A 25,212-nucleotide genomic window follows, 5' to 3' on the forward strand; every position below is an offset into this window, starting at 1 on the left:
ATGTCCCCTTCCTCTTCCGCCCTCCCGCGCCCGGTCCTCGCCGACCGGCTCGTCACCCGCTCCGTCGCGACCGACGCCCTGCTGGTGCTCACGGGTGCAGGTCTCACCGCAGCGATGGCGCAGCTGTTCATCCCGATGTGGCCGGTCCCCTTCACGGGCCAGACCTTCGCGGTCCTCCTGGTCGGCACGACGCTCGGCGCGCTCCGCGGCGCGCTGTCCATGCTCGTGTACGCGCTCGTCGGCGCTCTCGGCGCCCCGGTCTTCACCGAGGGCTCGCACGGCTGGGCGGTCCTCGCGGGTCCCACCGGCGGCTACATCGTCGGTTTCGTCCTCGCGTCGATCGTCACCGGATGGCTCGCTCAGCGGCAGTGGGACCGTCGCGTCGTCGGCACGCTGGTGACCTTCCTCGCCGGCACCGCCACCATCTACCTCGTCGGCCTGCCCTGGCTGGCCGCCGCCCTCGCCTCGCTGGGGCTGCCCGCCGACCTCGGCTCCGTCCTCTCCGCGGGACTCGTGCCCTTCCTGGTCGGCGACGCGCTCAAGGCGCTGGTCGCTGCCGCGCTGCTCCCCACCGCCTGGGCGATGCTCTCGCGACGCTCGCGCTGAGCGGTCGCACGGACGCCGAAGGGCCGGGAGGACGATACCTCCCGGCCCTTCGGCGTCCAGCAGCGGTCGAGCCGCCCGGTCCTCCTGCTCGACCTCGGTGGGCACCTCCACCGACTCGACCGGCGGGGACGACGACGGCCCTCGACGCCGGAGTCGACCCGTCCGGCCGTTCCGACTCCACGACGGACTGCGACCGGCTGAAGACGACAGGAACGTCGAAGGGCCGGGAGGACGACTCCTCCCGGCCCTTCGGCGTCGGTGTGCAGCGGCTAGATCGAGAAGCCGAGTGCGCGCATCATGTCGCGCCCGTCCTCGGTGATCCGGTCGGGACCCCACGGCGGCATCCAGACCCAGTTGATCCGGAACGCCTCGACGATGCCGTCGAGCGACTCGGCGGTCTGCTCCTCGAGCACGTCGGTCAGCGGGCAGCCCGCCGAGGTGAGGGTCATGTGGATGACGAGGGCGTCGTTCTCGTCGTCCCAGCCCAGGTCGTAGATGAGTCCCAGGTCGACCACGTTGACCCCGAGCTCGGGGTCCATGACGTCCTTGAGGGCCTCCTCGACCTGGTCGAAGAGCTTCGGCTCGAGAGTGGTGACCGCCATGATCAGACCGTCGCCGAGGTCAGGAAGCGGTCGTAGCCCTCGTCCTCGAGCCGGGTGGCGAGCTCCTTGCCGCCCTGCTCGGCGACGCGGCCGGCGACGAAGACGTGGACGAAGTCGGGCTGGATGTAGCGGAGGATCCGCGTGTAGTGCGTGATCAGCAGCACGCCGAGACCTGTGCTCTGGTGGGCGCGGTTGACGCCCTCCGACACGATCTTGAGCGCGTCGACGTCCAGGCCGGAGTCGGTCTCGTCGAGGACGGCGAACTGCGGGGCGAGCAGCTCGAGCTGGAGGATCTCGTTGCGCTTCTTCTCGCCGCCCGAGAAGCCCTCGTTGACGTTGCGCGCCGCGAAGGACGAGTCCATGCGGAGGTTCGCCATCGCCGACTTGACGTCCTTCGTCCACGTGCGGATCGCGGGCGCCTCGCCGGCGATCGCGGTCTTGGCGGTGCGGAGGAAGTTGGTGTTGGTCACACCGGGGATCTCGACCGGGTACTGCATGGCGAGGAAGAGGCCCGCGCGGGCGCGCTCGTCGACGGACATGTCGAGGACCTCGACGCCGTCGAGGGTGATCGAGCCGCCGTCGACGTGGTACTTGGGGTGTCCCGCGATCGTGTACGCGAGGGTGGACTTGCCGGACCCGTTGGGGCCCATGATCGCGTGGATCTCACCCTGGTTGATGGTGAGATCGACACCGCGGAGGATCTGCTTGGTCCCCTGCTCGGTCTCGACACTGACGTGGAGATCGCTGATCTGGAGAACGGACATTCAGACTTCCTTCGTGACGGTCGGGTCGATGTAGACGTCGCCGTCGATGATCTCGACGACGAAGACGGGGACCGGCTCGTAGGCCGGGAGGTTCAGCGGGGTGCCGGTGCGGAGGGAGAACTGGGAGCCGTGCGCCCAGCACTCGAGGCTGTCGCCCTCGACGAAGCCCTCGGAGAGCGAGATCTCGCCGTGGGTGCAGGTGTCGCCGATGGCGTGGATCTCGCCGGCGGAGTCCTGCACGACCGCGATCGCGACTCCGTCGACCTCGACCCGCATGGCCTGATTGGGGATCAGCTCGGAGACCGAGCAGATCATCGCGGCGTTGCTCATGCGGGGACCGCCGCTCCGCGGGAGGAGCCGGTCTGGCCGGCGCTGCCGGCGAGCTCCGCCTCGATCGCGAGCTGCAGGCGGTCCTCGAGCTCGGCGACCTTGATCTGCTGCACGATCTCGCTGAGGAACCCGCGCACGACCAGGCGTCGCGCCTCGTCCTCACGGATGCCGCGGGACTGCAGGTAGAAGAGCTGCTCGTCGTCGAAGCGGCCGGTCGCCGAGGCGTGCCCCGCTCCGGCGATGTCACCGGTCTCGATCTCGAGGTTCGGGATGGAGTCGGCGCGCGTGCCGTCCGAGAGGACGAGGTTGCGGTTCTGCTCGTAGCTGTCGGTGCCGGTGGCGCTGTTGCGGATCAGGACGTCGCCGATCCAGACGGTGCGCGCGCCCTCGCCCTGCAGCGCGCCCTTGTAGGTCACGCGGCTGCGGGTGTCGGGGGCGTCGTGGTCGACGTACACCTGCTGCTCGAGGTGCTGGCCGCCGTCGGCAAAGTACAGGCCGAAGAGCTCGCCGTCCGCTCCGCGCTCGACGAGGTGCGCCGAGGGGTTCACCCGGACGATGGAGCCGCCGAGGGTGACCACGATGTGCTTCACCTTCGCGTCGCGTCCGACCCGCACGAAGTGGTTGGCCAGGTGCCGGGCGTCGTCCGCCCACTCCTGCACGGTGACGACGGTGAGCTGCGCGCCCTCGCCGACGAGGATCTCCACGTTCTCCGCGAGGGAGGCCTCCCCCTCGTTCTGCAGCACGACGACGGCGCGGGCGTAGGGCGCCGCCTCGATGATCGTGTGCGCGGCGCGGGGTGCGGAGCCGAGGCTCGAGCGGACGAGGGTGGCGACCTTCTCGTCCTCGCCCGTCACACGGACGGCGAGGGCCTTCTCGAAGCTCGACCAGGCGTTCGCGGCGGCGCGGTCCTCGGGAAGCCCGGCGGTGCCGATCCGCTGGTCGTCGCGGCCGACCCACGAGACGTCCACACCGTCCACCGCCGCGTGCTCGAGGGGGGCGGGCGAGCCGTCGAGCGCGCCGTCGATGAGATCGCCGAGGCGCGCGACGGGCGTCAGCTTCCAGGCGATCTCGCGGCCGGTGACGGCCTCGAAGGCCTCGACGTCGGCCGACGCGAAGCGCTCGGAGCGCGTCTGCACGGGCGTGAACGCCCCGTCGGAGTGGGCGCTGATGCCCAGGCGCTCAGCGGCGGCCGCGCCGTCGATCTCGGGGGTCGCGGCGCTCGTGGGGACCGTCATCTGGCGGTGGTTCCTTTCGATGGGTGCGGGGCGCCCCGTCCGGGCGCCCCTTCGAGGGGGGAGGCGGGCGTCAACCGACGCTGCCCTCCATCCCCATCTCGATGAGCTTGTTCAGCTCGAGGGCGTACTCCATGGGCAGCTCGCGCGCGATCGGTTCGATGAAGCCGCGGACGATCATGGCCATCGCCTCGTCCTCCGGCAGGCCGCGCGACATCAGGTAGAAGAGCTGCTCCTCGCTGACCTTCGACACCGTCGCCTCGTGGCCGAGCTGCACGTCGTCGACGCGGATGTCGATCGCCGGGTAGGTGTCGGAGCGCGAGATGGTGTCGACAAGGAGGGCGTCGCAGCGCACGGTGTTCGCCGAGTGGTGCGCGTTCGCGTCCACCCGGACCTCTCCGCGGTATCCGGCGCGACCGCCGCCGCGGGCGATCGACTTCGAGACGATCGACGACTGCGTGTACGGCGCCATGTGGACCATCTTCGCGCCGGCGTCCTGGTGCTGGCCGGGGCCCGCGAACGCGACGGAGAGGGTCTCGCCCTTGGCGTGCTCGCCGACCAGGAAGATCGACGGGTACTTCATCGTGACCTTGGAGCCGATGTTGCCGTCGATCCACTCCATCGTCGCGCCCTCGTGCGCGATCGCGCGCTTGGTGACGAGGTTGTAGACGTTGTTCGACCAGTTCTGGATCGTCGTGTAGCGCACGCGGGCGTTCTTCTTCACGATGATCTCGACCACGGCCGAGTGCAGCGAGTCCGACTTGTAGATCGGAGCCGTGCAGCCCTCGATGTAGTGGACGTAGCTGTCCTCGTCCGCGATGATCAGGGTCCGCTCGAACTGGCCCATGTTCTCGGTGTTGATCCGGAAGTAGGCCTGCAGCGGGATGTCGACGTGGACGCCCTTGGGGACGTATACGAAGGAGCCGCCGGACCAGACCGCGGTGTTCAGCGCCGCGAACTTGTTGTCGCCCGCGGGGATGACGGTGCCGAAGTACTCCTCGAAGATCTCGGGGTGCTCGCGCAGCGCCGTGTCGGTGTCCATGAAGATGACGCCCTGCTCCTCCAGGTCCTCGCGGATCTGGTGGTAGACGACCTCGGACTCGTACTGGGCCGCGACGCCGCCGACGAGGCGCTGGCGCTCCGCCTCCGGGATGCCGAGCTTCTCGTACGTGTTCTTGATGTCGTCCGGGAGGTCGTCCCAGGTCTGCGCCTGCTTCTCGGTGGAGCGGACGAAGTACTTGATGTTGTCGAAGTCGATGTCCGACAGGTCGGCGCCCCACGTCGGCATGGGCTTGCGCTCGAAGAGCTTCAGGGCCTTCATGCGGCGGTCGCGCATCCAGGCGGGCTCGTTCTTGAGCGCGGAGATGTCGGAGACGACCTCGGGCGAGATGCCGCGTCGCGCGGAGGCTCCGGCGGAGTCCGAGTCGGACCAGCCGAACTCGTAGACGCCCAGGCTCTCGAGCTCGGGGCGGTCGATCAGGATGTCTGACATGTGTACCTCGTTTCCTACCCACTGCTAACCGGTCGGGTCCCGGAGTCATTCCCCCGGGGGTGGCCCGCGGGTGCTCTCCGGCCGGTCGCGCGATCGATCTGATGCGCGGAGCGGATGATGTGCGTCCCTGGATTCCGGAGGTGTGCGTCGGCGCTCCATCGGGCCGTGTGCGGATCACGTGCGCAGGGTGCGTCGAACCGTGACCAGCTTCTCATTCTACCGGCGTCCGCCGTTCAGCGGAACCTCCGCACCTGGGTGTCGGCCGGGCACCGGTGACGTGCCTCCAGACGCGCATGGCCATACCGGTGTCGGTGGTCCGTGATTCGGTTCCGCCATGACGAACGACGCATCGACCCCGATCCCCGCACGACTCGTGACCGCACTGGTGGGCGCCGGCCTGCCGACCGGACCCGCACGGGCGTTCGGCCCTCTCGCCCGCGCGATCGCGGCCGACCTCCCGCTGCGGGCGCTCCCCCGCGTGCTCCTGCGCCTCCGGCGGCACCTGCTCTCCGCCGAGCCGGAGCCCGCGGTCAGGCGGCGGGCTGGAGCTCCTGGGCGGCGTCCCGGCGCTGGGCGCGCACGGTGAACAGCCTCGGGTTGACGTCGAGCAGCACGCGGACCGCGCCGACCCAGATGAGCGCCGAGCCGAGCAGGTGCACCGCGACGAGCGTCTCGGGCAGCGCGGTGAGCGACTGCACGACCCCGACCAGCGCCTGCAGCACGACGACCACGAGGAAGGCGACCACGCGCCGCCGGGCGAGCTCCGAGCCCGCCGCCCGCGACAGGCGCAGGAGCAGCGCGGCGCCCACGACGAGCACCGCCGTGCCGAGCACGCCGTGGACGACGGTCACGCTCTCCCAGTGGAACTGCATGCGGGGCACCTCCGCGGAGTCGCCGGCGTGCGGGCCGGTCCCCGTCACGAGGGTCCCCACGAGGATCACGAGGAGCGTCAGGCCGACGAGCCCGATGCTGAGCGCCCGCGTCGGGCGGTCAGGCTCGAAGGCCACGGACTGCGAGCGGTGGGCGCGGTGCCACGTCAGTGCGGTGGTGGTGAGGAGGGCGATGGCGAGAACGAAGTGCCCGGCCACGATGTACGGGTTGAGGCCCGAGTGGACGGTCGCGCCGCCCGCGAGGGCGTTCGCGACGACGAGCCAGAACTGCGACCAGGCGAGCCGGGTCATGGTGCGGTCGCGCGGCTTCTGCAGGCGCGCGGCCGTGATCGCCCAGCCCACCGCGACCACGAGGACGCCGGTGAACGCGCGGTTCGTGAACTCGATGAAGCCGTGGATCCCGAGCTCGGGGGTCGAGGTGAGCGAGCCCGGCTCGCACGCCGGCCAGGTGGGGCAGCCGAGGCCAGAGCCGGTCAGCCGGACGACGCCCCCGAAGAAGATGATCAGGATGCTCGCGACGAGCGCCGCGGTGGTCCCCCAGCGCAGTGCGCGCGGACCCAGGGTCACCCGCTCGGCGAGCAAGGAGAACGGCGTCACCATCAGAAGGGGAGCAGCGGGTCGATGCCGACGGCGAGGAAGAGCAGGGTGAGGTATCCGATGGACCCGTGGAACACCCGCATCGGCGAGACGTGCTCGTGACGGATCGCGAGGCTGTAGAGGCGGTGCGTCTCGGCGATGAACCAGACTCCGCTGCCGAGCGCGACCACCGTGTAGAGCACCCCCATTCCGGCGACGGGGATCAGCAGGAGCGAGCAGGCGACGGTGGCCCAGGCGTAGAGGATGACCTGGAGCCCGACGATCGTGCGCCCGCGCACGACGGCCAGCATCGGCACGCCGGCGGCCTGGTAGTCGTCCCGGTACTTCATCGACAGCGGCCAGTAGTGCGGCGGCGTCCAGAGGAAGATGACGGAGAAGAGGATGACGGGGGCCCAGTCGAGCGAGCCGGTGACCGCCGCCCAGCCGATCAGCACCGGCATGCAGCCCGCGATGCCGCCCCACACGATGTTCTGCGGCGTCCGGCGCTTGAGGAAGAGCGTGTAGAACACGACGTAGATCAGGATCGCGGCGAGCGAGAGGCCCGCGGAGAGCCAGTTGGCCGTGAGGCCGAGCCAGACGATCGACAGGACGCCGATCGTGGTCGCGAAGACGAGCGCGGCCCGGTCCGAGATCTCCCCGGTCACGAGCGGCCGGTTCTTCGTCCGGTTCATGATCCGGTCGATGTCGCGGTCGAAGTAGCAGTTGAACGCGCCCGCGGACCCGGCGCTCAGGGCGCCGCCGATCAGGACGTTGAGGACCAGCAGCAGATTCGGGATCCCGCCCTGCGCCAGGATCATCGTCGGAGCAGTCACCACGAGGAGCAGCTCGATCACGCGCGGCTTCGTCAGAGCGACGAACGCCTTCACCTTGCGCGAGAGGGTCGTCGGCGACGCCCCGTCCCGCTCGACGGCGGTGGTCTCCACGACTGCGTCCATTGCTCCTCTAACGATTCGATGATCCCGAACGAGTGTAATGCGCCCGTCCGGGAGCCGGGCCCGGCGTGCACGCTTGTCCAATCGGACGCAGACATATGCGACCACGCAACCCCCGGTCAGCGGCGCACCCCCCTCCGTATACTCGGGACTGCTCGCCAGAGCGCCCGGCACGCACCCGAGCCCGCCCGACGATCGTCGGCACGGGGCCGAGAGGGCCGTCGCCGGAGCATCGTGTCGAAGTCGTCATGCGGCGTGCTCCACCATGCGAGAGGGCGGACGGTCCCCGTCTGCCCCACGTCTCGAGAAGGGTCAGTACCAAGTGTCAGAACTGCAATGGGAATCCATTGACGAGAAGGCAGTCGACACGGCGAGGGTTCTCGCCGCGGATGCGGTCGAGAAGGTCGGCAACGGCCATCCCGGAACCGCCATGAGCCTCGCGCCCGCCGCCTACCTCCTGTTCCAGAAGGTCATGCGCCGCGATCCGTCCGACGCGACCTGGATCGGCCGCGACCGGTTCATCCTGTCGGTCGGCCACTCCTCGCTGACCCAGTACGTCCAGTTCTACCTGGGCGGCTACGGACTCGAGCTCGACGACCTCAAGGCGCTGCGCACCTGGGGCTCGAAGACCCCGGGCCACCCGGAGTACGGCCACACCGACGGCGTCGAGATCACCACCGGGCCGCTCGGCCAGGGCCTCGCCTCCGCCGTGGGCTTCGCCTACGCCTCGCGCTTCGAGCGCGAGCTGTTCGACCCGGAGGCCGCCGCGGGCACCTCCCCGTTCGACCACTTCGTCTACGTGATCGCCGGCGACGGCGACCTGCAGGAGGGCGTCACCAGCGAGGCCTCCTCGCTGGCCGGCCACCAGAAGCTCGGCAACCTGGTCGTCATCTACGACTCCAACCAGATCTCGATCGAGGACGACACCAACATCGCCTTCACCGAGGACGTCAAGGCGCGCTACGAGGCCTACGACTGGCAGGTCCAGGTCGTCGACTGGAAGAAGACCGGCGAGTACCACGAGGACGTCGCCGAGCTGCACGCCGCGATCGAGGCCGCGAAGGGCGAGACCGACAAGCCGTCGCTCATCATCCTGCGCACCATCATCGGCTGGCCGTCGCCGAAGAAGCAGAACACCGGCAAGATCCACGGCTCCGCCCTGGGCGCCGACGAGCTCCGCGGACTCAAGGAGGTGCTCGGCTTCGACCCCGAGAAGACCTTCGACGTCGCCGACGAGGTCATCGAGCACACCCGCAAGGCCGTCGAGCGCGGCCAGGCCCAGCACGCCGAGTGGGACGAGCAGCTCGCCGCCTGGGCGTCCGCGAATCCCGAGAAGAAGGAGCTGCTCGACCGGGTCCTCTCGGGCGAGCTGCCCGAGGGCGTCCAGGAGGCGCTCCCCGTCTTCGAGCCCGGCAAGGAGGTCTCGACCCGCGCCGCGTCCGGCAAGGTCATCAACGCCCTCGCCGGCGTGATCCCCGAGCTGTGGGGCGGCTCCGCCGACCTCGCCGAGTCGAACAACACGACGATCGAGGGAGCCGGCTCCTTCGTCCCGACGGAGTTCTCGACCCACGAGTGGACCGGGAAGAAGGGCGGCCGCGTGCTGCACTTCGGCATCCGCGAGCACGCCATGGGCGCGATCCTCAACGGGATCGTCCTGCACGGCAACACCCGCCCCTTCGGCGGCACCTTCCTGATCTTCTCCGACTACATGCGCCCGGCGGTCCGTCTCGCCGCGCTCATGAAGGCGCCGGCCATCTACGTCTGGACCCACGACTCCGTGGCGCTCGGCGAGGACGGCCCGACGCACCAGCCGGTCGAGCAGCTGTCGACCCTCCGCGCGATCCCGGGCCTGGACGTCGTCCGCCCCGGCGACGCGAACGAGGTCGCCTACGCCTGGAAGACCATCCTCGAGCGCCGCGAGGGCCCCGCCGGCCTCGCGCTCACCCGTCAGAACATCCCGGTGTTCGAGCGCGGCGAGGGCGACGCGGAGGGCGAGACCTTCGCCTCCGCCGCGAACGTCGCCCGCGGTGCCTACATCCTGGCCGAGGCGCCGGGCGGCACCCCGGACGTGATCTTCATCGCGACCGGCTCCGAGGTCCAGATCGCCGTCGAGGCGCGCGAGGCCCTGAGGAGCGAGGGCGTCAACGCCCGCGTCGTCTCGGCTCCGTCCCTCGAGTGGTTCGAGGAGCAGGACGCCGAGTACCGCGAGAAGGTCCTGCCCTCCTCGGTGAAGGCGCGCGTCTCGATCGAGGCCGGCCTGAGCCTGGGCTGGCAGAAGTACGTCGGCGACGCCGGCCGCTCCGTCTCGATCGAGCACTTCGGCGCCTCGGCCGACTACAAGACCCTGTTCCGCGAGTTCGGGATCACCACCGAGGCGGCACTGTCCGCCGCCAAGGAGTCGCTCGCAGCCTCCTGACCCGAAGGCCGCGTCCACCACGGACGCGGCCTTCGCCGTCGGAGCAGCGGCTCCCCCTCACACCACGCACCACCTACGCAGAAGAAGAAGAGACATGACCGAGAACACCCCCACCGCAGAGCTCTCCGCCGCCGGCGTCAGCATCTGGCTCGACGACCTCTCCCGCTCGCGCATCTCCACCGGAGGGCTGCAGAAGCTCATCGAGGAGAAGAACGTCGTCGGAGTCACCACGAACCCCACGATCTTCGCCGCGGCCCTGACCAACGGCGAGTCCTACGACGCCCAGGTGCGCGAGCTCGCCTCCGCCGGCACCTCGGTGACCGACGCCGTCTTCGAGATCACCACCGACGACGTCGCCGCGGCGTCCGACATCTTCCGCCCGATCTACGACGCGACCAACGGCTACGACGGCCGCGTGTCGATCGAGGTCGAGCCCGGCCTGGCGCACGACGCCCAGGGCACCATCGAGCAGGCCAAGGCCCTCTGGGCCAAGGTCGACCGCCCCAACGCGATGATCAAGATCCCCGCGACCGTCGAGGGCCTCGAGGCCATCACGGAGGTCATCGGCTCCGGCATCTCGGTGAACGTCACCCTGATCTTCTCGCTCGCCCGCTACCGCGCCGTCATCAACGCGTACCTGGCCGGCCTCGAGAAGGCCAAGGACGCCGGCATCGACCTGTCGACCATCCACTCCGTCGCCTCGTTCTTCGTCTCGCGCGTCGACACCGAGATCGACAAGCGCCTCGAGGCCGTCGGCACCGACGAGGCCCGCGCCCTCAAGAGCAAGTCCGGCGTCGCCAACGCGCAGCTGGCCTACGAGGTCTTCGTCGAGGCGTTCGCCACCGAGCGCGCCCTGCTGCTCCAGGAGTCCGGCGCCAACCGCCAGCGCCCCCTCTGGGCCTCGACCGGCGTCAAGTCGACCGACCTCCCCGACACCCTCTACGTGACTGAGCTCGTCGCGGCCGGCGTGGTCAACACGATGCCCGAGAAGACCCTCGAGGCGACCTTCGACCACGGCGTCATCACCGGCGACACCGTCACGGGCTCGTACGCCGACGCGAACGCCGTCCTCGACGCCGTCGCGGCGCAGGGCGTCTCGTACGCCGACGTCACCGAGCTGCTCGAGAAGGAGGGCGTGGAGAAGTTCATCGTCTCCTGGAACGAGCTGCTCGACACCGTCACCGCGGCGCTCGAGGGCGCGAAGGCGCAGGCCTGATCATGGCCATCCAGATCCACGTCAGCGGAGACGCCGAGAAGGCCGTCGACCGCGTCGTCCCGGAGCTCGTCGCCGACGAGGTCGCGTCCGGCATCACCGCCCAGGTCCCCACCCTGTGGGGCGCCGCGGCGGAGGAGGAGGCGGCCAAGCGCCTCGGGTGGACCGAGTCGACCACCGTCTCCCGCCCCCTGATCCCCCAGATCCTCGCCCTGCGCGAGGAGTTCCAGGCCAACGGCGTCGACCACATTGTCCTCGGCGGCATGGGCGGCTCCTCGCTCGCGCCCGAGGTCATCACCCGCACCGCCGGCGTCGAGCTCACCGTGCTCGACTCGACGGCGCCCGGCCAGGTGCTCGCGGCCCTGAACGACCGGCTCGCGTCGACCGCGGTCGTCATCTCCTCGAAGTCCGGCTCGACCGTCGAGACCGCGAGCCAGAAGAAGGCCTACGAGAAGGCGTTCACGGAGGCGGGCATCGATCCGCTCGACCGCATCGTCATCGTGACCGACCCGGGCTCGCCCCTGGACACCTCCTCCCGCGAGGCCGGCTACCGCGTGTTCAACGCCGACCCGAACATCGGCGGGCGCTTCTCGGCGCTCTCCGCGTTCGGCCTCGTGCCGTCCGGGCTCGCCGGCGCCGACATCGAGGCCCTCCTCGACGAGGCGGCCGAGGCCTCCCTCGGGCTCGCCGTGGACTCCCCCGAGAACCCGGGCCTGATCCTCGGAGCGGCGATCGCCGCGACCAGCCCGCGCCGCGACAAGCTCGCGATCGTCGCCGACGGGACCGACATCGTCGGCTTCGCCGACTGGGCGGAGCAGCTCATCGCCGAGTCCACCGGCAAGGACGGCACGGGCATCCTCCCCGTCGTCCTCGGCACGCTGGCCCCCGAGCTCTCGGAGGACCTGCCCGACGTGCAGGTCGTCCGCCTGGTCGAGGACGCCACGGCGCTGCACCTGTTCCCGCGCGACCGCCACGAGGGCGAGATCCTCCTCTCCGGCTCGCTCGGCGCTCAGATGCTGACGTGGGAGTACGCCGTCGCCGTCGCGGGTCGCCTCCTGGGCATCAACCCGTTCGACCAGCCCGACGTCGAGTCGGCGAAGGTCGCGACCCGGGCCCTGCTGGAGAAGCGCCCCGAGCCCGAGGCGCCCGCGTTCACCGACGCGGGCATCGAGGTCACCGGCAGCAGCAGCGTCACCGAGGGCGTCTCGACCGTCGCCGCCGCTGTCGACCGCCTCCTCGCGCAGCTGGGCGACGGCGGCTACGTCTCGATCCAGGCGTACGTCGACCGCCTCGCGCTCCCGCAGCTCGAGGGCGTGCGCGACCTCCTCGCCGCGCAGGCCCAGCGCCCCGTCACCTTCGGGTGGGGCCCGCGCTTCCTGCACTCGACCGGGCAGTACCACAAGGGCGGGGCGCCGACCGGCGTGTTCCTCCAGATCACCGAGCGCTCCGACGTGGACCTCGAGATCCCGGACAGCCCGTTCACCTTCGGCCAGCTCATCCTGGCGCAGGCCGCCGGCGACGCGAGCGTGCTCGCCGAGCACGGCCGGCCGGTGCTGACCCTCACGCTGACCGACCCCGAGGCCGACCTCGAGGCGCTCTTCGAGGCCCTCAACACCTGATCCGACGGGCACGCCGCCGCTGCGCTCTCGAGCGCGCGGCGGCGTGCCCGCGGTCGTCCCGCGACCACTTCCCGGGGCAGCAGCCGGGCCCGCCCGCTCCTCCCCCTCCCTCACCGATAGCAGTGCGCCGGTCCCACCGGCACACAGAAGGACACTGCACATGTCTGTGGACATCACCCCCGAGTTCAACCCGCTGAGGTTGAGCTTCGACCGCCGGTTGAACCGGATCGCCGGGCCCAGCGGCCTCGTCATCTTCGGCGTGACCGGCGACCTCTCCCGCAAGAAGCTCATGCCCGCGGTCTACGACCTCGCCAACCGCGGCCTCCTGCCTCCCGGCTTCGCCCTCGTCGGATTCGCCCGGCGCGACTGGGACGACCAGGACTTCGAGCAGGTCGTCCACGACTCCGTGAAGAAGCACGCCCGCACCGAGTTCCACGAGGAGGTCTGGGCGCAGCTCGCGCAGGGCATCCGGTTCGTGCAGGGCGAGTTCGACGACCCCGAGGCGTTCGCCCGCCTGAAGACGACCGTCGACGACCTCGACCGCGAGCGCGGCACGAACGGCAACTTCGCCTTCTACCTCTCGATCCCCCCGAAGTCCTTCCCGCAGGTCACCGAGCAGCTGCGCAGCTCCGGCCTCGCCGAGCAGAAGGACGGCCAGTGGCGCCGCGTCGTCATCGAGAAGCCGTTCGGCAGCGACCTGAAGACGGCCCGCGAGCTGAACGACGTCGTCGAGTCGGTCTTCCCGCCCGACTCCGTCTTCCGGATCGACCACTACCTCGGCAAGGAGACGGTCCAGAACATCCTGGCCCTCCGCTTCGCCAACATGATGTACGAGCCGCTCTGGAACTCGAACTACGTCGACCACGTGCAGATCACCATGGCCGAGGACATCGGCGTGGGCGGGCGCGCGGGCTACTACGACGGCATCGGAGCGGCGCGCGACGTCATCCAGAACCACCTGCTGCAGCTGCTCGCCCTGACCGCCATGGAGGAGCCGATCTCGTTCGACGCGGCCGACCTCCGTGCGGAGAAGGAGAAGGTCCTCGCGGCCGTCCGCCTCCCCGCCGACCTCTCCACTTCTACCGCCCGCGGACAGTACGCCGGCGGCTGGCAGGGCGGCGAGAAGGTGCTCGGCTTCCTCGAGGAGGACGGCATGAGCCCCACCTCGACCACCGAGACCTATGCCGCCATGCGCCTGGACATCGGCACCCGACGCTGGGCCGGCGTGCCGTTCTACCTGCGGGCCGGCAAGCGCCTCGGCCGCCGCGTCACCGAGATCGCGGTCGTGTTCAAGCGGGCACCGAAGCAGCTCTTCGCCGAGAGCCAGACCACGTCGCTGGGCCAGAACGCGCTCGTCATCCGGGTCCAGCCCGACGAGGGCGTCACCATGCGATTCGGCTCGAAGGTGCCCGGCGCCGGCATGCAGGTGCGCGACGTGACGATGGACTTCGGCTACGGCCACGCGTTCACCGAGGCGAGCCCTGAGGCGTACGAGCGCCTCATCCTCGACGTCCTCCTGGGCGAGCCGCCGCTCTTCCCCCGGCACGAGGAGGTCGAGCTGTCCTGGAAGATCCTCGACCCGATCGAGGAGTTCTGGGCCACGCAGGGCCAGCCCGAGCAGTACCGCCCCGGAACTTGGGGCCCCGATTCCGCCGACGAGCTCCTCGCCCGCGACGGCCGCACCTGGAGGCGTCCATGATCGTCGATCTGCCCGACACCACGACGAGCGAGGTCTCGAAGGCCCTCGTCAAGATCCGCGAGGAGGGCGGCGCCGTCGCCCTCGGCCGCGTCCTCACCCTCATCATCGCGACCTCCCGGGGTCGCGAGGAGGAGGCCATCGAAGCCGCGAACGACGCGTCCCGCGAGCACCCGATGCGCGTCATCGTGGTCTCGAAAGACGACGGCACCACCACGGTCCCGGTCGACGCGACGGCGCGGGTCGACGCGCAGATCCGGGTCGGAGGCGACGCCGGCGCGAGCGAGGTCGTCGTGCTCCGTCCCTACGGGGACGCGGCCGAGGACGAGGAGAGCCTGGTCACGGGCCTGCTCCTCCCCGACGCCCCCGTCGTGGCCTGGTGGCCGAACAGCGCTCCGGACAACGCCTCCGCGTCCCCGATCGGCCGGATCGCCACTCGGCGGATCACCGACGCGTCGGCCCAGTCGAACCCGGCGGAAGCGCTGCACCACCTCGCGTCCACCTACGCCCCCGGCGACACCGACTTCGCCTGGACCCGCCTCACCCTCTGGCGCGCGCAGCTCGCCGCCGTGCTCGACCAGCCGCCCTACGAGCCGATCACGGCCGTCGAGGTCTCGGGCGCGCCCGACTCGCCCTCGACGATCCTGCTCGCCGCCTGGCTGCAGCTCGAGCTCGACATCCCCGTCGACCACGAGCTCACGATCAGCGCGACCGGGTCCAGCGGGATCCACGGCGTGCGGCTCATCCGCGACTCCGGAGTGATCGAGCTCGAGCGCTCGGTGCCCAACGTCGCGACGCTCACGCAGCCCGATCAGCCGGTTCACGACATCTCGCTCCCCCGCCGCAGCCTCCGGGACTGCCTGGCGGAGGAGCTGCGCCGGCTCGACCCGGATGACCTGTACGGTGAAGTGATCTCGCGCGGGGTCGACATGCTCACTGAGAAGGCCGAGGCTGGCAGCGCCTCCTGAGGTGTGGGCGCCCGTCCAGGGCGCCCGCACCTCAGAGCTTCCCGACACGGAGCCGAACCCCGCCGATCGGCACCCGAACCCGAAGGAGTCCCCTGAGATGACCACCGAACGCCGCGTGCTGGTCCACCGCGACAAGCAGACCCTCGCCGGCTCGGTCGCCGCCCGGTTCCTCACCAAGACGATCGACGTCCTCGACGACCTGGGTTCGGCGAACGTCGTGCTCACCGGAGGGACGATGGGAGCCGCCACGCTCAAGGAGATCGGCTCCTCCTCCGCCGCCGGCAACGTGGACTGGTCGCGCGTGCACTTCTGGTGGGGCGACGAGCGCTGGGTGCCCCGCGGCCACGAGGACCGCAACGACGTCCAGGCCGGGGACCTCTTCAGCGTCCTCGATGTGCCGGCGGCGAACGTGCACTCCTACCCGGCCTCGGACGAGGGCCTGGACCTCGACGGCGCCGCCACTGCCTACGACGCGGAGCTGCGCGAGCACGCCTCCGAGGGGCGCGACTACCCGCGCTTCGACATCACCTTCCTCGGCGTCGGGCCGGACGGGCACATCGCGTCGCTGTTCCCCGAGCGGTCCGCGATCCGCTCCACGACGCCCGGCGTCCTCGCCGTCCGCAACTCTCCGAAGCCGCCGCCCGAGCGCCTCACCCTCACGCTGCCGCTGATCAACCAGTCGGACCGCATCTGGATGGTGCTCGCCGGCGCCGACAAGGCCTCGGCCCTGGGCCTCGCACTCGCGGGTGCCAGCACGAACGAGGTGCCCGCGTCGGGCGCGTTCGGCCGCAAGCGCACGGTGTTCTTCGTCGACCAGGAGGCAGCGGCCGAGGTCCCCGAGTCGCTCATCGCTCCGAGCTACTGAGCACGGTCCGGAAACGACGGAAGGCCCGTCCCCCGAGGGGGCGGGCCTTCCATCGTTCGTCGTCCGGTGAGGATCAGGACGGGGTCGCGGTGCCTCGTCGGGCGCGCAGCTGCTGCAGCGCCTCCTCGAGGAGCTGAGCCGCCTCGGCCTCGGTGCGGCGCTCCTTCACGTAGGCGAGGTGCGTCTTGTAGGGCTCGGTCTTCGCGACCTGCGGCGGGTTCGCCCGGTCGCGGCCAGCGGGGAGACCGGACTGCGGCGAGTCGATCACCTCGGGGATCTCGTCCTCGGGGAGGGCCGCCGAGAAGTGGCGCACCGTCTCGTTGCCGAGAGCGTCCCAGTAGGAGACCGCGACGCGCTCCGCGTGGAAGCCCCGGTCCTGCTCGCCCATGGGTCCTGCGCCGACGCGCGAACCGCGGATTGCACTGCCGCCTGATGCCATTGCGAGTACCCCTATGCTCCGGTGGTGAACTTGGTGATGAGTCCGAGCACCACGATGCAGGCCAGCCAGACGACGCCCAGGATCACGGTGATGCGGTTCAGGTTGCGCTCGGCGACGCCCGACGCGCCGAGGTTGGAGGTGACTCCGCCCCCGAACATGTCGGACAGTCCGCCGCCGCGCCCCTTGTGGAGCAGGATCAGCATGGTGAGCAGGAGGCTCGTGATGCCCAGGATGACCTGGAGCACGACCTGGAGGATGTCCACGCGGTACCTTTCGAAGTTCTGGCGCGTTGCGCGCCCCGACGAGTATAACGGCGCCTGCGAATCCGCGAGGAATGCGTCGTCCCGTGTTCGGGGCGATGTATACGAGTGTCCGTCGAGGGGCGGAGCGGGTGGCCTCGTCGCGGTGCCCTCGACAACCTCTTCAGTCGCCGGACCGCGAGCCTGTGATCCACGTACCAGCGGACCGATCGAGCCGAACGCGCCACGCTCTCGGAGAGCACCCCGCGACGAGCCGACAGCACCGCACCGGCCAACGCGCGAAGCCGGTGTGGGATCTCCGAGGCGAACCGGTGATCCGCGTTCCAGCGGATCGACGTAGCCGGACGCATCCCGCTCCCGGAACCGCGCCCCGTCGCGAAGCCGACCGCGCCACGCCGCGCGGGGAGCGGCGTGGACGACGAGAGGGCGGGCCCGATGGGCCCGCCCTCTCGTCGCAGCAGCTCAGACCCCGACGTGGTTCCGGAATCGCGCGATCGCCGCGAACTCGTCGACCTGGAGGCTGGCGCCTCCGACGAGTGCTCCGTCGACGTCGGGCTCGCGCATGAAGCCGGCGATGTTGCCGGACTTCACGGAGCCGCCGTAGAGGATGCGGGTCTTCGCGGCGGTGTCGGCGCCGAGGACGTCGGCGACGACTCCGCGGAGCGCCTTGCAGACCTGCTGGGCCTGCTCGGGCGTCGCGGCCTGTCCGGAGCCGATGGCCCAGACCGGCTCGTAGGCGACGACGAGGTCGGCGTCCGCGGGGAGGCCGGTGAGGGCCTCCTTCAGCTGGGCGACCGGCACGGCCGACGGGCCGTGCTTCTCGAGGTCCTCCGCGGTCTCGCCGACGCAGATGATCGGAGCGACGCCGTGATTGACGGCCGCGGCCGACTTGGCGGCGATGTCCGCGTCCGTCTCGCCGTGGAGCGTGCGACGCTCCGAGTGGCCGACGATCACGTAGTCGCAGTCGAGCTGCTTCAGGAACTGACCCGAGATCTCACCGGTGTAGGCGCCGCTGTCGAACTTCGAGACGTCCTGCGCGCCGTACTTGAGCGGCAGCTTGTCCGAGTCGACGAGGATCTGCACGGGCCGGAGGTCCGTGAAGGGCGGGAACACCGCGACCTCGACGCCGTCGAAGTCGTGATCGGCGTCCTTGAGGCTCCACGCCAGCTTCTGCACGAAGGCGATGGCCTGGAGGTGGTCCAGGTTCATCTTCCAGTTGCCGGCGATGAGCGGGGTGCGGGCGGCGGTGTCTACCATCCGAGGACCTCCAGTCCGGGGAGGCGCTTGCCCTCGAGGAATTCGAGGCTCGCTCCGCCTCCCGTCGAGATGTGGCCGAACTGGTCGTCGCGGAACCCGAGGGCGCGGACAGCCGCGGCGGAGTCGCCTCCGCCGACGACGCTGAGACCGTCGACCTCGGTGAGCGCCTGCGCGACGGTCTTGGTGCCCGCCGCGAACGGCTCGAGCTCGAAGACGCCCATGGGGCCGTTCCAGAACACCGTCCTGGACGCCGCGATGATCTCGGCGAAGTGCGCGGCGGTGTCCGGTCCGATGTCCAGGCCGAGGCCCTTCTCACCGAAGGGCGTGCCCTCGATCGCGTCGGCCGAGGCGACCTGGTGCTCGGCGTCGGGGCCGAACTCCGACGCCACGACGACGTCCGTCGGCAGGACGATCTCCACACCCAGCTCCTTCGCCGTCGCGAGGTAGCCGAGCACGGTGTCGACCTGGTCGGCCTCCAGCAGGCTGGCGCCGACCTCGTGGCCCTGGGCCTTGAGGAAGGTGAAGAGCATTCCGCCGCCGATGAGGATCGAGTCGACCTTCGGGAGCAGGTGCTCGATCACGCCGAGCTTGTCCGAGACCTTCGAGCCGCCGAGGACGACCGCGTAGGGGCGCTCGGGCTTCTCGGTGAGCCGCTCCAGCACCTCGAGCTCGGCCGCGATCAGCGTGCCGGCGGCGCTGGGGAGAAGCTCGGCGAGCTCGTAGACGCTCGCCTGCTTGCGGTGCACGACGCCGAACCCGTCGGAGACGAAGGCGTCGCCGTAGGCGGCCAGCTTCTCGGCGAAGGTGCGGCGCTCGGCCTCGTCCTTGCTCGTCTCGCCGGCGTTGAACCGGAGGTTCTCGAGGACGACGACCTGGCCGTCCTCGAGGGCGTCGACGGCGGCCGAGGCCGCCTCCCCGACGGTGTCCTCGGCGAAGGCCACCGGAGCGTCGAGCAGCTCGCCGAGGCGGGCGGCGACGGGAGCGAGGCTGTACTTCGCCTCGGGCTTCCCCTCGGGGCGCCCGAGGTGGCTCACGACCACGACTCGGGCGCCCTCGGAGACCAGACGCTGGAGCGTGGGCACCGACGCGCGCACGCGGCCGTCGTCCGTGATCGTTCCGTCCTTCAGGGGGACGTTCAGATCGCAGCGGACGACGACGCGCTTGCCTGCGAGGGAGCCCAGTGAGTCCAGAGTGCGGAGCGTCACTGCGCGCAGCCCTTAGAGCTTGCCGGCGACGAACTCGGTGACGTCGACGAGGCGGTTGGAGTAGCCCCACTCGTTGTCGTACCAGGAGGCGACCTTGACCTGGCTGCCGATGACCTTCGTGAGGCCCGCGTCGAAGATCGACGAGTGCGGGTCGGTCACGATGTCGCTCGAGACGATCGGGTCCTCGGTGTACTTGAGGATGCCCTTGAGGTCTCCCTCGGAGGCGGCCTTGTACGCCGCGTTGATCTCCTCGACGGTGGCGGGCTTGGTCAGCTCGACGGTGAGGTCGGTGATCGAGCCGGTCGGGACCGGGACGCGGAGGGCGTAGCCGTCGAGCTTGCCGACGAGCTCCGGGATGACCAGGCCGAGCGCCTTGGCGGCACCGGTCGAGGTCGGGATGATGTTGACGGCGGCGGCACGGGCGCGACGCAGGTCGCTGTGCGGGCCGTCCTGGAGGTTCTGGTCGGCGGTGTACGCGTGGACCGTGGTCATCAGGCCGCGCTCGATGCCGAAGTTGTCGAGCAGCACCTTGGCGAGCGGCGCGAGGCAGTTCGTGGTGCAGGACGCGTTCGAGATGATGTCGTGCGTCGCGGGGTCGTAGGTGTTCTCGTTCACGCCGAGGACCAGGGTCGCGACGTCGCTGCCGGTGGCGGGAGCGGAGACGATGACCTTCTTGGCACCCGCGGTGATGTGCTTGCGCGCGTCCTCCGACTTGGTGAAGCGGCCGGTCGACTCGATGACGACGTCGACTCCCAGCTCGCCCCAGGGGAGGTTCGCGGGGTCGCGCTCCTCGAGGACGATGATCGGCTTGCCGTTGACGACGATGCGGTCGCCGTCGAGCTCGACGGTCGCGTCGAGGCGGCCCGTGATGGAGTCGTACTTCAGGAGGTGCGCGAGGGCCTTGTTGTCGGTGAGGTCGTTGACCGCGACGATCTCGAGGTCGCTGCCCTTGGCGAGGGCTGCACGGAAGAAGTTACGGCCGATACGGCCGAAGCCGTTGATGCCGATCTTGACGGACACAGATATCTCCTGGTGAGGAAAGGCACCTCGACGGTGCAGTGGAGGGGTGGAAGCCGACGACAGGGCGTCCCGGACGCGGGGCCCGGGACGCCGAGATCGCTACGACAGTAGCAGCAGGCCCGAGGTCTTCTCGCGGGCCTTCTCGAAGCGCGCGGAGACGTCGGCCCAGTTCACGATGTTCCAGAACGCCTTGACGTAGTCGGCCTTCACGTTGACGTAGTCGAGGTAGAAGGCGTGCTCCCACATGTCGAGGAGGAGGACCGGGACGGTCGCCGCGGCGAGGTTGCCCTGGTGGTCGTAGAGCTGCTCGATGATGAGCTTCTCGCCGAGCGAGTCCCAGGCGAGGATCGACCAGCCGGAGCCCTGGATGCCGAGGGCCGAGGCGGTGAAGTGGGCACGGAACTTGTCGAACGACCCGAAGTTGTCGTCGATGGCCGCGGCGAGCTCGCCGACGGGCTTGTCGCCGCCGTCCGGCGAGAGGTTGTTCCAGAACACGGTGTGGTTCACGTGACCGGCGAGGTTGAAGGCGAGGTCCTTCTGGAGCTTGTTCACGTTCGCGAGGTTCTCGCTGTCGCGAGCTTCCTGCAGCGAGGCGAGGGCGGTGTTCGCCCCGGCCACGTACGTCGCGTGGTGCTTGTCGTGGTGGAGCTCCATGATCCGCCCACTGATGTTCGGCTCGAGGGCCGAGTAGTCGTAGGGCAGTTCGGCGAGCGTGTAGTCAGCCATGTGCGATCTCCTGTTCGTGGTCGTCGCTCCCGTGCGACCCGCCGGCGTCTCGGCGTCCTCCGCGAGGCGGAGGAGGAGGGCCGGGAGTGTCCTGAGCGACCCGATCAGTCTAGCGAGGGGGCCCCTCCGCGTTCGGAGGGCTTGCGTTGATCGACCAGGAGACACTCAGCGTTCGCCGGGCGGGGCGCGCCGTGCGGCCGGGCCTACAGGTCCTGCAGCTCTGCCGGGAGGTTCGCGTCGGTGCCCGGGATGTCGAGGTCGGACGCGCGCTTGTCGGCCATCGCGAGGAGGCGGCGGATGCGGCCGGCGACGGCGTCCTTCGTCATCGGCGGATCGGCGTGGTGGCCGAGCTCGTCGAGGCTCGCGTCGCGGTGCGCGAGGCGCAGGCGCCCGGCGTAGCGGAGGTGCTCGGGGATGTCGTCGCCCAGGATCTCCATCGCGCGCTCGACGCGGGCGCACGCCGCGACGGCGGCCTGGGCGGAGCGGCGGAGGTTCGCGTCGTCGAAGTTGACGAGGCGGTTCGCGGTCGCCCGCACCTCGCGGCGCTGGCGCAGCTCCTCCCAGCTCGCGACGGTCGCGGTCGCGCCCATCAGGGTGAGCATCGCGCTGATGCTCTCGCCGTCGCGGATGACGACCCGGTGGACGCCGCGCACCTCGCGGGACTTGGCCTGGACTCCCAGGCGTCCGGCGGCTCCGACGATCGCCATGGCCGCCTCGTTGCCGGGGCAGATGATCTCGAGCGCCGCGGAGCGGCCCGGGTCGGTCAGCGAGCCCTGGGCGAGGAAGGCGCCGCGCCACAGGGCGGCGAGCTCCTCGCGGGAGCCGGTCGTGAGGCGGTTGGGCAGGCCGCGGACGGGCCGGCCCCGCTGGTCGAGGAGGCCGGTCTGCCGGGCGAGGGTGTCCCCGCCCTCGACGACGCGCACCAGCCAGCTCGTGGTCCTCCGGGATCCGCCGGCCGAGACGATGCTGCCCTCGCTGCGGACGCCGTACAGCTCGGCGAGGTCGCGGCGCACGCGGGTCGCGAGCGGGGCGGAGTCGAGCTCGACCTCGACCGCGAGGCGGTTGGAGATGATGTGCAGTCCTCCGGAGAAGCGGAGGATGGTCGCCAGTTCGGCGGCACGGACGGTGTTCTTGCGCGAGACGATCGCGACCAGTTCGCCCTTGACGTCTGCGGTGAGGGCCACGGAGTCTTCCTTACGTCGGGTGCGCGGCTGAGCGCGCGGGGATCATTCTCGGCCGAGGTCGCGGTGCGCCACGTTGACGGCGACGCCCGGCAGCTCGGCCAGACGGGCCGCGACACGGCCCGCGACCGCGACGGAGCGGTGCTTGCCTCCCGTGCAGCCGATCGCGATGGTCGCGTGGCGCTTGTTCTCGCGCTGGTAGCCGTCGAGCACGGGGCGCAGGGCCCGGGAGTAGGAGTCGATGAACTCCTCGGCGCCCTGCTGGGCCAGCACGTAGTCTCTCACCTCTTCGTCGAGACCCGTGTGCGGACGCAGCTCCGGGATCCAGTACGGGTTCGGCAGGAACCGCGCGTCGGCCACCATGTCGGCGTCCGTCGGCAGCCCGTACTTGAAGCCGAAGCTCATCACCGTGACCTGGAGGCCCGCGCGGCCGGCCTCGGCGAAGCGCTCGGTGATGCTGGTGGCCAGCTGGTGGATGTTGAGGTCCGAGGTGTCGATGACGATGTCGGCCGATTCCCGCAGCTGAGCGAGGCGCGTCCGCTCGGCGGAGATGCCGTCGAGGAGGGTCCCCCGGCCCTGCAGCGGGTGCGGACGGCGCACCTGCTCGAAGCGGCGGACGAGCGCGGCGTCGGTGGCCTCGAGGAACACCACTCGGAGGTCGACCCCGGCGCGCAGCTCGCGGACGATGTCGCCGAGGTCCTCGAAGAAGTCGCGTCCGCGGACGTCGACGACCGCCGCGATCTTCGGCAGCGTGTCCCCCGCACGCTGCGCCAGGTCGACCAGCGGGCGCAGCATCTGCGGCGGCAGGTTGTCGACGACGTACCAGCCGAGGTCCTCCAGCGCGTTCGCGGCCGTGGACCGGCCCGCTCCGGACATCCCCGTGACGATCAGCACGTCCTGCTGCTCGCTCTCCGTGCTCATGCGCTCTCCGTGCTCGTGTCTGCTCGTGTCCTCGGTGCCGGGCACCGGCCGCTCTCCCCCGGAGCGCGGGCCTCCAGCCTAGGGCGTGCCCCCGACGGCGGACCCGTCCGGATGCAGGTGCGCGTGGATCGCGCCCGCCAGCGTCGGGCCGATGCCCTTGACCTCGGCGATCTCGGCCTCGCCCGCCTCGCGGAGCCGGGCGACGGATCCGAAGTGCTTCAGCAGGTCGCGAACTCGCGTGCCTCCGAGCCCGGGCACCTCGGCCAGCTGCGACGAGATGTCGCGCTTGCGACGCGTCCTCTGGTGGGTGATCGCGAAGCGGTGCGCCTCGTCGCGGATGCGCTGGAAGAGGAAGAGCGCATCGCTGTTGCGCGGCAGGATGACGGGGAAGTCGGAGTCCGGCAGCCAGATCTCCTCGAGGCGCTTGGCGATCCCGCAGAGGGTGATGCCGGTCACCCCGGACTCGTCGAGCGCGCGCTGCGCGGCTGCGACCTGCGGCTGGCCGCCGTCGACGATCAGCAGCTGCGGGGGGTACGAGAACTTGCGCCGCTTGGCCTCGCCGGTCTCGGGGTCGACCGCCGCGGGCTCGACCGGCTCGCGGAGGTACGCGAGGCGGCGGGTGAGCACCTGGTGCAGCGACTCGGTGTCGTCCGTCGACTCCGCGATGGAGAACCGCCGGTACTGGTCCTTCCGCGCGAGCCCGTCCTCGAAGACCACCATCGAGGCGACGATGTTGGTGCCGCTGAGGTGGGAGACGTCGTAGCACTCCATCCGGAGCGGCGCCTCGCTCATGCCGAGGGCGTCGCGGATGTCCTCCAGGGCCTGCGTCCGAGCGGTGAAGTCGGCGGAGCGGCGGGTCTTGTAGAGCATCAGCGAGTGCTTCGCGTTCTGCGTCGCCGTCTCGAGGAGGGCGGCCTTGTCTCCGCGCTGGGCCGCTCGGAGGCGCACGTTCGTGCCGCGCAGTCCGCTCAGCCACTCCTCGAGCGCCTCGGTGTCCTCGGGCAGCTCCGGCACGACGACCTCCCGGGGCGGGACGTCGCCGGTCTCGTAGGCGGCCTGGAGGGCCGTGTCGACGAGCTCCGCCGTGCTCATGTCGAGCTCCTTGTCGACGACCCAGCCCCGCTCGCCGCGGATGCGCCCGCCGCGGACCCGGAACTGCTGCACGGAGGCGGCGAGCTCGTCGTGGACGATCGCGTAGAGGTCGACGTCCACGTTGTCCTTGAGCACGACCGCGCTCTTGGCGAGGACCGCGTCGAGGGCGGCGGCCTGATCGCGAAGCTTGCCGGCGCGCTCGTACTCCATCGCCGCGGCGGCCTCGCGCATCTCCTTCTCGAGCTCGCCGATCATCCGGCGGTCGTGGCTGCCCATGAAGGCGACGAAGCGGTCGACCATCTCGCGGTGCTCGGCGAAGGTGACGCGCTGGGAGCAGGGCCCGCCGCAGCGGCCGATCTGCGACGCGAAGCAGGGCTTGCCGCTCTGCATGGCGCGCTTGTAGTTGGAGTCGTTGCAGGTCCTGATCGGGAACGCCTTGATCATCAGGTCGATCGTCTCGTGGATCGCCCAGATCTTCGGGTAGGGCCCGAAGTAGCGGGCCTTCCTGATCTTGGCGTTCCGCGTGACCATCACCCGCGGGGCCTCGTCGCCGAGCGTCACCGCCATGTAGGGGTAGGACTTGTCGTCGCGGAACTTGACGTTGAAGGGGGGATCGAACTCGTTGATCCAGGTGAACTCGAGCTGCAGGGCCTCGACGTCGGTGCCGACGACGGTCCACTCGACCCCGGAGGCCGAGGTGACCATCCGGCGGGTGCGCTCGTGCAGGCTCGGCAGCGGGGCGAAGTAGTTGCTCAGCCGCGCGCGGAGGTTCTTGGCCTTGCCCACGTAGAGCACCCGCCCCCGGGCGTCCGTGAAGCGGTACACGCCCGGGAGGGTCGGGATCTCACCCGGCTTCGGCCGGAAGTCGACTGTCTGCGCCATGCCTCTC

General features: G+C 70.4%; 23 protein-coding genes. 7 read left to right on the forward strand and 16 right to left on the reverse strand.

Annotation, left to right across the window (positions count from 1 at the left end; translation table 11 throughout):
• Positions 1 to 606 (forward strand): biotin transporter BioY, encoded by a 606-nt coding sequence (locus C5C46_RS00550; protein ID WP_104225288.1) that lies wholly within the window; start codon positions 1 to 3, stop codon positions 604 to 606.
• Positions 607 to 875: 269 nt separating this feature from the next.
• Here the strand turns inward: C5C46_RS00550 and C5C46_RS00555 are convergent, their stop codons facing one another.
• The 7 genes from C5C46_RS00555 to C5C46_RS00585 form a co-directional block, all read right to left on the reverse strand.
• Positions 876 to 1,208, reverse strand: a complete 333-nt coding sequence (locus tag C5C46_RS00555; protein ID WP_104221939.1) for a metal-sulfur cluster assembly factor — start codon at positions 1,206 to 1,208, stop codon at positions 876 to 878.
• Positions 1,209 to 1,210: 2 nt separating this feature from the next.
• Complete coding sequence (sufC, locus tag C5C46_RS00560; RefSeq protein ID WP_104221937.1) at positions 1,211 to 1,972, reverse strand: Fe-S cluster assembly ATPase SufC; 762 nt, start codon at positions 1,970 to 1,972, stop codon at positions 1,211 to 1,213.
• Positions 1,973 to 2,302 (reverse strand): non-heme iron oxygenase ferredoxin subunit, encoded by a 330-nt coding sequence (locus C5C46_RS00565; RefSeq protein WP_077222834.1) that lies wholly within the window; start codon positions 2,300 to 2,302, stop codon positions 1,973 to 1,975. It abuts the gene before it with no gap.
• Positions 2,299 to 3,537 (reverse strand): Fe-S cluster assembly protein SufD, encoded by a 1,239-nt coding sequence (gene sufD, locus C5C46_RS00570; protein WP_104225289.1) that lies wholly within the window; start codon positions 3,535 to 3,537, stop codon positions 2,299 to 2,301. The genes C5C46_RS00565 and sufD overlap by 4 nt, the downstream gene beginning before the upstream one ends.
• A gap of 70 nt (positions 3,538 to 3,607) precedes the next feature.
• Positions 3,608 to 5,026 (reverse strand): Fe-S cluster assembly protein SufB, encoded by a 1,419-nt coding sequence (sufB, locus tag C5C46_RS00575; RefSeq protein WP_104221933.1) that lies wholly within the window; start codon positions 5,024 to 5,026, stop codon positions 3,608 to 3,610.
• 530 nt (positions 5,027 to 5,556) lie between these two features.
• Complete coding sequence (locus C5C46_RS00580) at positions 5,557 to 6,516, reverse strand: heme A synthase (RefSeq protein WP_104225290.1); 960 nt, start codon at positions 6,514 to 6,516, stop codon at positions 5,557 to 5,559.
• On the reverse strand, positions 6,516 to 7,448 hold the full coding sequence (locus C5C46_RS00585) for a heme o synthase (RefSeq protein ID WP_104221928.1): 933 nt from the start codon (positions 7,446 to 7,448) through the stop codon (positions 6,516 to 6,518). Before C5C46_RS00585 ends, C5C46_RS00580 begins: the two co-directional genes overlap by 1 nt.
• 319 nt (positions 7,449 to 7,767) lie before the next feature.
• On the opposite strand from C5C46_RS00585, the gene tkt reads away from it, so the two are divergent.
• The 6 genes from tkt (at position 7,768) to pgl (ending at position 16,222) form a co-directional block, all read left to right on the forward strand.
• Complete coding sequence (gene tkt, locus C5C46_RS00590) at positions 7,768 to 9,861, forward strand: transketolase (RefSeq protein ID WP_104225291.1); 2,094 nt, start codon at positions 7,768 to 7,770, stop codon at positions 9,859 to 9,861.
• Between the two features lie 94 nt (positions 9,862 to 9,955).
• Positions 9,956 to 11,077: a transaldolase gene (gene tal / locus C5C46_RS00595; RefSeq protein WP_104221924.1), complete on the forward strand. Its 1,122-nt coding sequence runs from the start codon at positions 9,956 to 9,958 to the stop codon at positions 11,075 to 11,077.
• Between the two features lie 2 nt (positions 11,078 to 11,079).
• Positions 11,080 to 12,693, forward strand: a complete 1,614-nt coding sequence (locus C5C46_RS00600) for a glucose-6-phosphate isomerase (RefSeq protein WP_104225292.1) — start codon at positions 11,080 to 11,082, stop codon at positions 12,691 to 12,693.
• A 160-nt stretch (positions 12,694 to 12,853) separates the two neighbouring features.
• Entirely contained in the window at positions 12,854 to 14,392 is a 1,539-nt protein-coding gene (gene zwf / locus C5C46_RS00605; RefSeq protein ID WP_104225293.1) for a glucose-6-phosphate dehydrogenase, read from the forward strand.
• Positions 14,389 to 15,357, forward strand: a complete 969-nt coding sequence (locus tag C5C46_RS00610; RefSeq protein ID WP_104225294.1) for a glucose-6-phosphate dehydrogenase assembly protein OpcA — start codon at positions 14,389 to 14,391, stop codon at positions 15,355 to 15,357. The genes zwf and C5C46_RS00610 overlap by 4 nt, the downstream gene beginning before the upstream one ends.
• Positions 15,358 to 15,454: 97 nt before the next feature.
• Positions 15,455 to 16,222: a 6-phosphogluconolactonase gene (gene pgl / locus C5C46_RS00615; protein WP_104225295.1), complete on the forward strand. Its 768-nt coding sequence runs from the start codon at positions 15,455 to 15,457 to the stop codon at positions 16,220 to 16,222.
• 73 nt (positions 16,223 to 16,295) lie between these two features.
• On the opposite strand, the gene C5C46_RS00620 is transcribed toward pgl, so the two are convergent.
• From C5C46_RS00620 to uvrC, 9 genes are all read right to left on the reverse strand, one after another.
• Positions 16,296 to 16,661 carry an RNA polymerase-binding protein RbpA gene (locus C5C46_RS00620; protein WP_055791968.1) on the reverse strand — a complete coding sequence of 122 codons (366 nt, stop codon included), beginning with the start codon at positions 16,659 to 16,661 and terminating at the stop codon, positions 16,296 to 16,298.
• Between the two features lie 11 nt (positions 16,662 to 16,672).
• Positions 16,673 to 16,924, reverse strand: a complete 252-nt coding sequence (secG, locus tag C5C46_RS00625; RefSeq protein ID WP_104221915.1) for a preprotein translocase subunit SecG — start codon at positions 16,922 to 16,924, stop codon at positions 16,673 to 16,675.
• A gap of 459 nt (positions 16,925 to 17,383) precedes the next feature.
• Positions 17,384 to 18,178 (reverse strand): triose-phosphate isomerase, encoded by a 795-nt coding sequence (gene tpiA / locus C5C46_RS00630; RefSeq protein WP_104221913.1) that lies wholly within the window; start codon positions 18,176 to 18,178, stop codon positions 17,384 to 17,386.
• Positions 18,172 to 19,383, reverse strand: a complete 1,212-nt coding sequence (locus C5C46_RS00635) for a phosphoglycerate kinase (RefSeq protein WP_104221911.1) — start codon at positions 19,381 to 19,383, stop codon at positions 18,172 to 18,174. Before C5C46_RS00635 ends, tpiA begins: the two co-directional genes overlap by 7 nt.
• Before the next feature lie 12 nt (positions 19,384 to 19,395).
• Positions 19,396 to 20,403 carry a type I glyceraldehyde-3-phosphate dehydrogenase gene (gap, locus tag C5C46_RS00640; RefSeq protein ID WP_104221909.1) on the reverse strand — a complete coding sequence of 336 codons (1,008 nt, stop codon included), beginning with the start codon at positions 20,401 to 20,403 and terminating at the stop codon, positions 19,396 to 19,398.
• A gap of 99 nt (positions 20,404 to 20,502) precedes the next feature.
• Complete coding sequence (locus C5C46_RS00645) at positions 20,503 to 21,129, reverse strand: superoxide dismutase (RefSeq protein ID WP_104221907.1); 627 nt, start codon at positions 21,127 to 21,129, stop codon at positions 20,503 to 20,505.
• A gap of 203 nt (positions 21,130 to 21,332) precedes the next feature.
• The gene (gene whiA, locus C5C46_RS00650; protein WP_104221905.1) at positions 21,333 to 22,313 is read right to left on the reverse strand and encodes a DNA-binding protein WhiA; all 981 of its coding nucleotides are present in this window, start codon (positions 22,311 to 22,313) and stop codon (positions 21,333 to 21,335) included.
• A 42-nt stretch (positions 22,314 to 22,355) separates the two neighbouring features.
• Positions 22,356 to 23,231 carry an RNase adapter RapZ gene (gene rapZ, locus C5C46_RS00655; RefSeq protein ID WP_097166020.1) on the reverse strand — a complete coding sequence of 292 codons (876 nt, stop codon included), beginning with the start codon at positions 23,229 to 23,231 and terminating at the stop codon, positions 22,356 to 22,358.
• Positions 23,232 to 23,309: 78 nt separating this feature from the next.
• Positions 23,310 to 25,205 (reverse strand): excinuclease ABC subunit UvrC, encoded by a 1,896-nt coding sequence (uvrC, locus tag C5C46_RS00660; protein WP_104225296.1) that lies wholly within the window; start codon positions 25,203 to 25,205, stop codon positions 23,310 to 23,312.
• Between the last annotated feature and the right edge of the window lie 7 nt (positions 25,206 to 25,212).

It is taken from the genome of Rathayibacter sp. AY1E6 (assembly GCF_002931115.1).
GTDB lineage: Bacteria > Actinomycetota > Actinomycetes > Actinomycetales > Microbacteriaceae > Rathayibacter.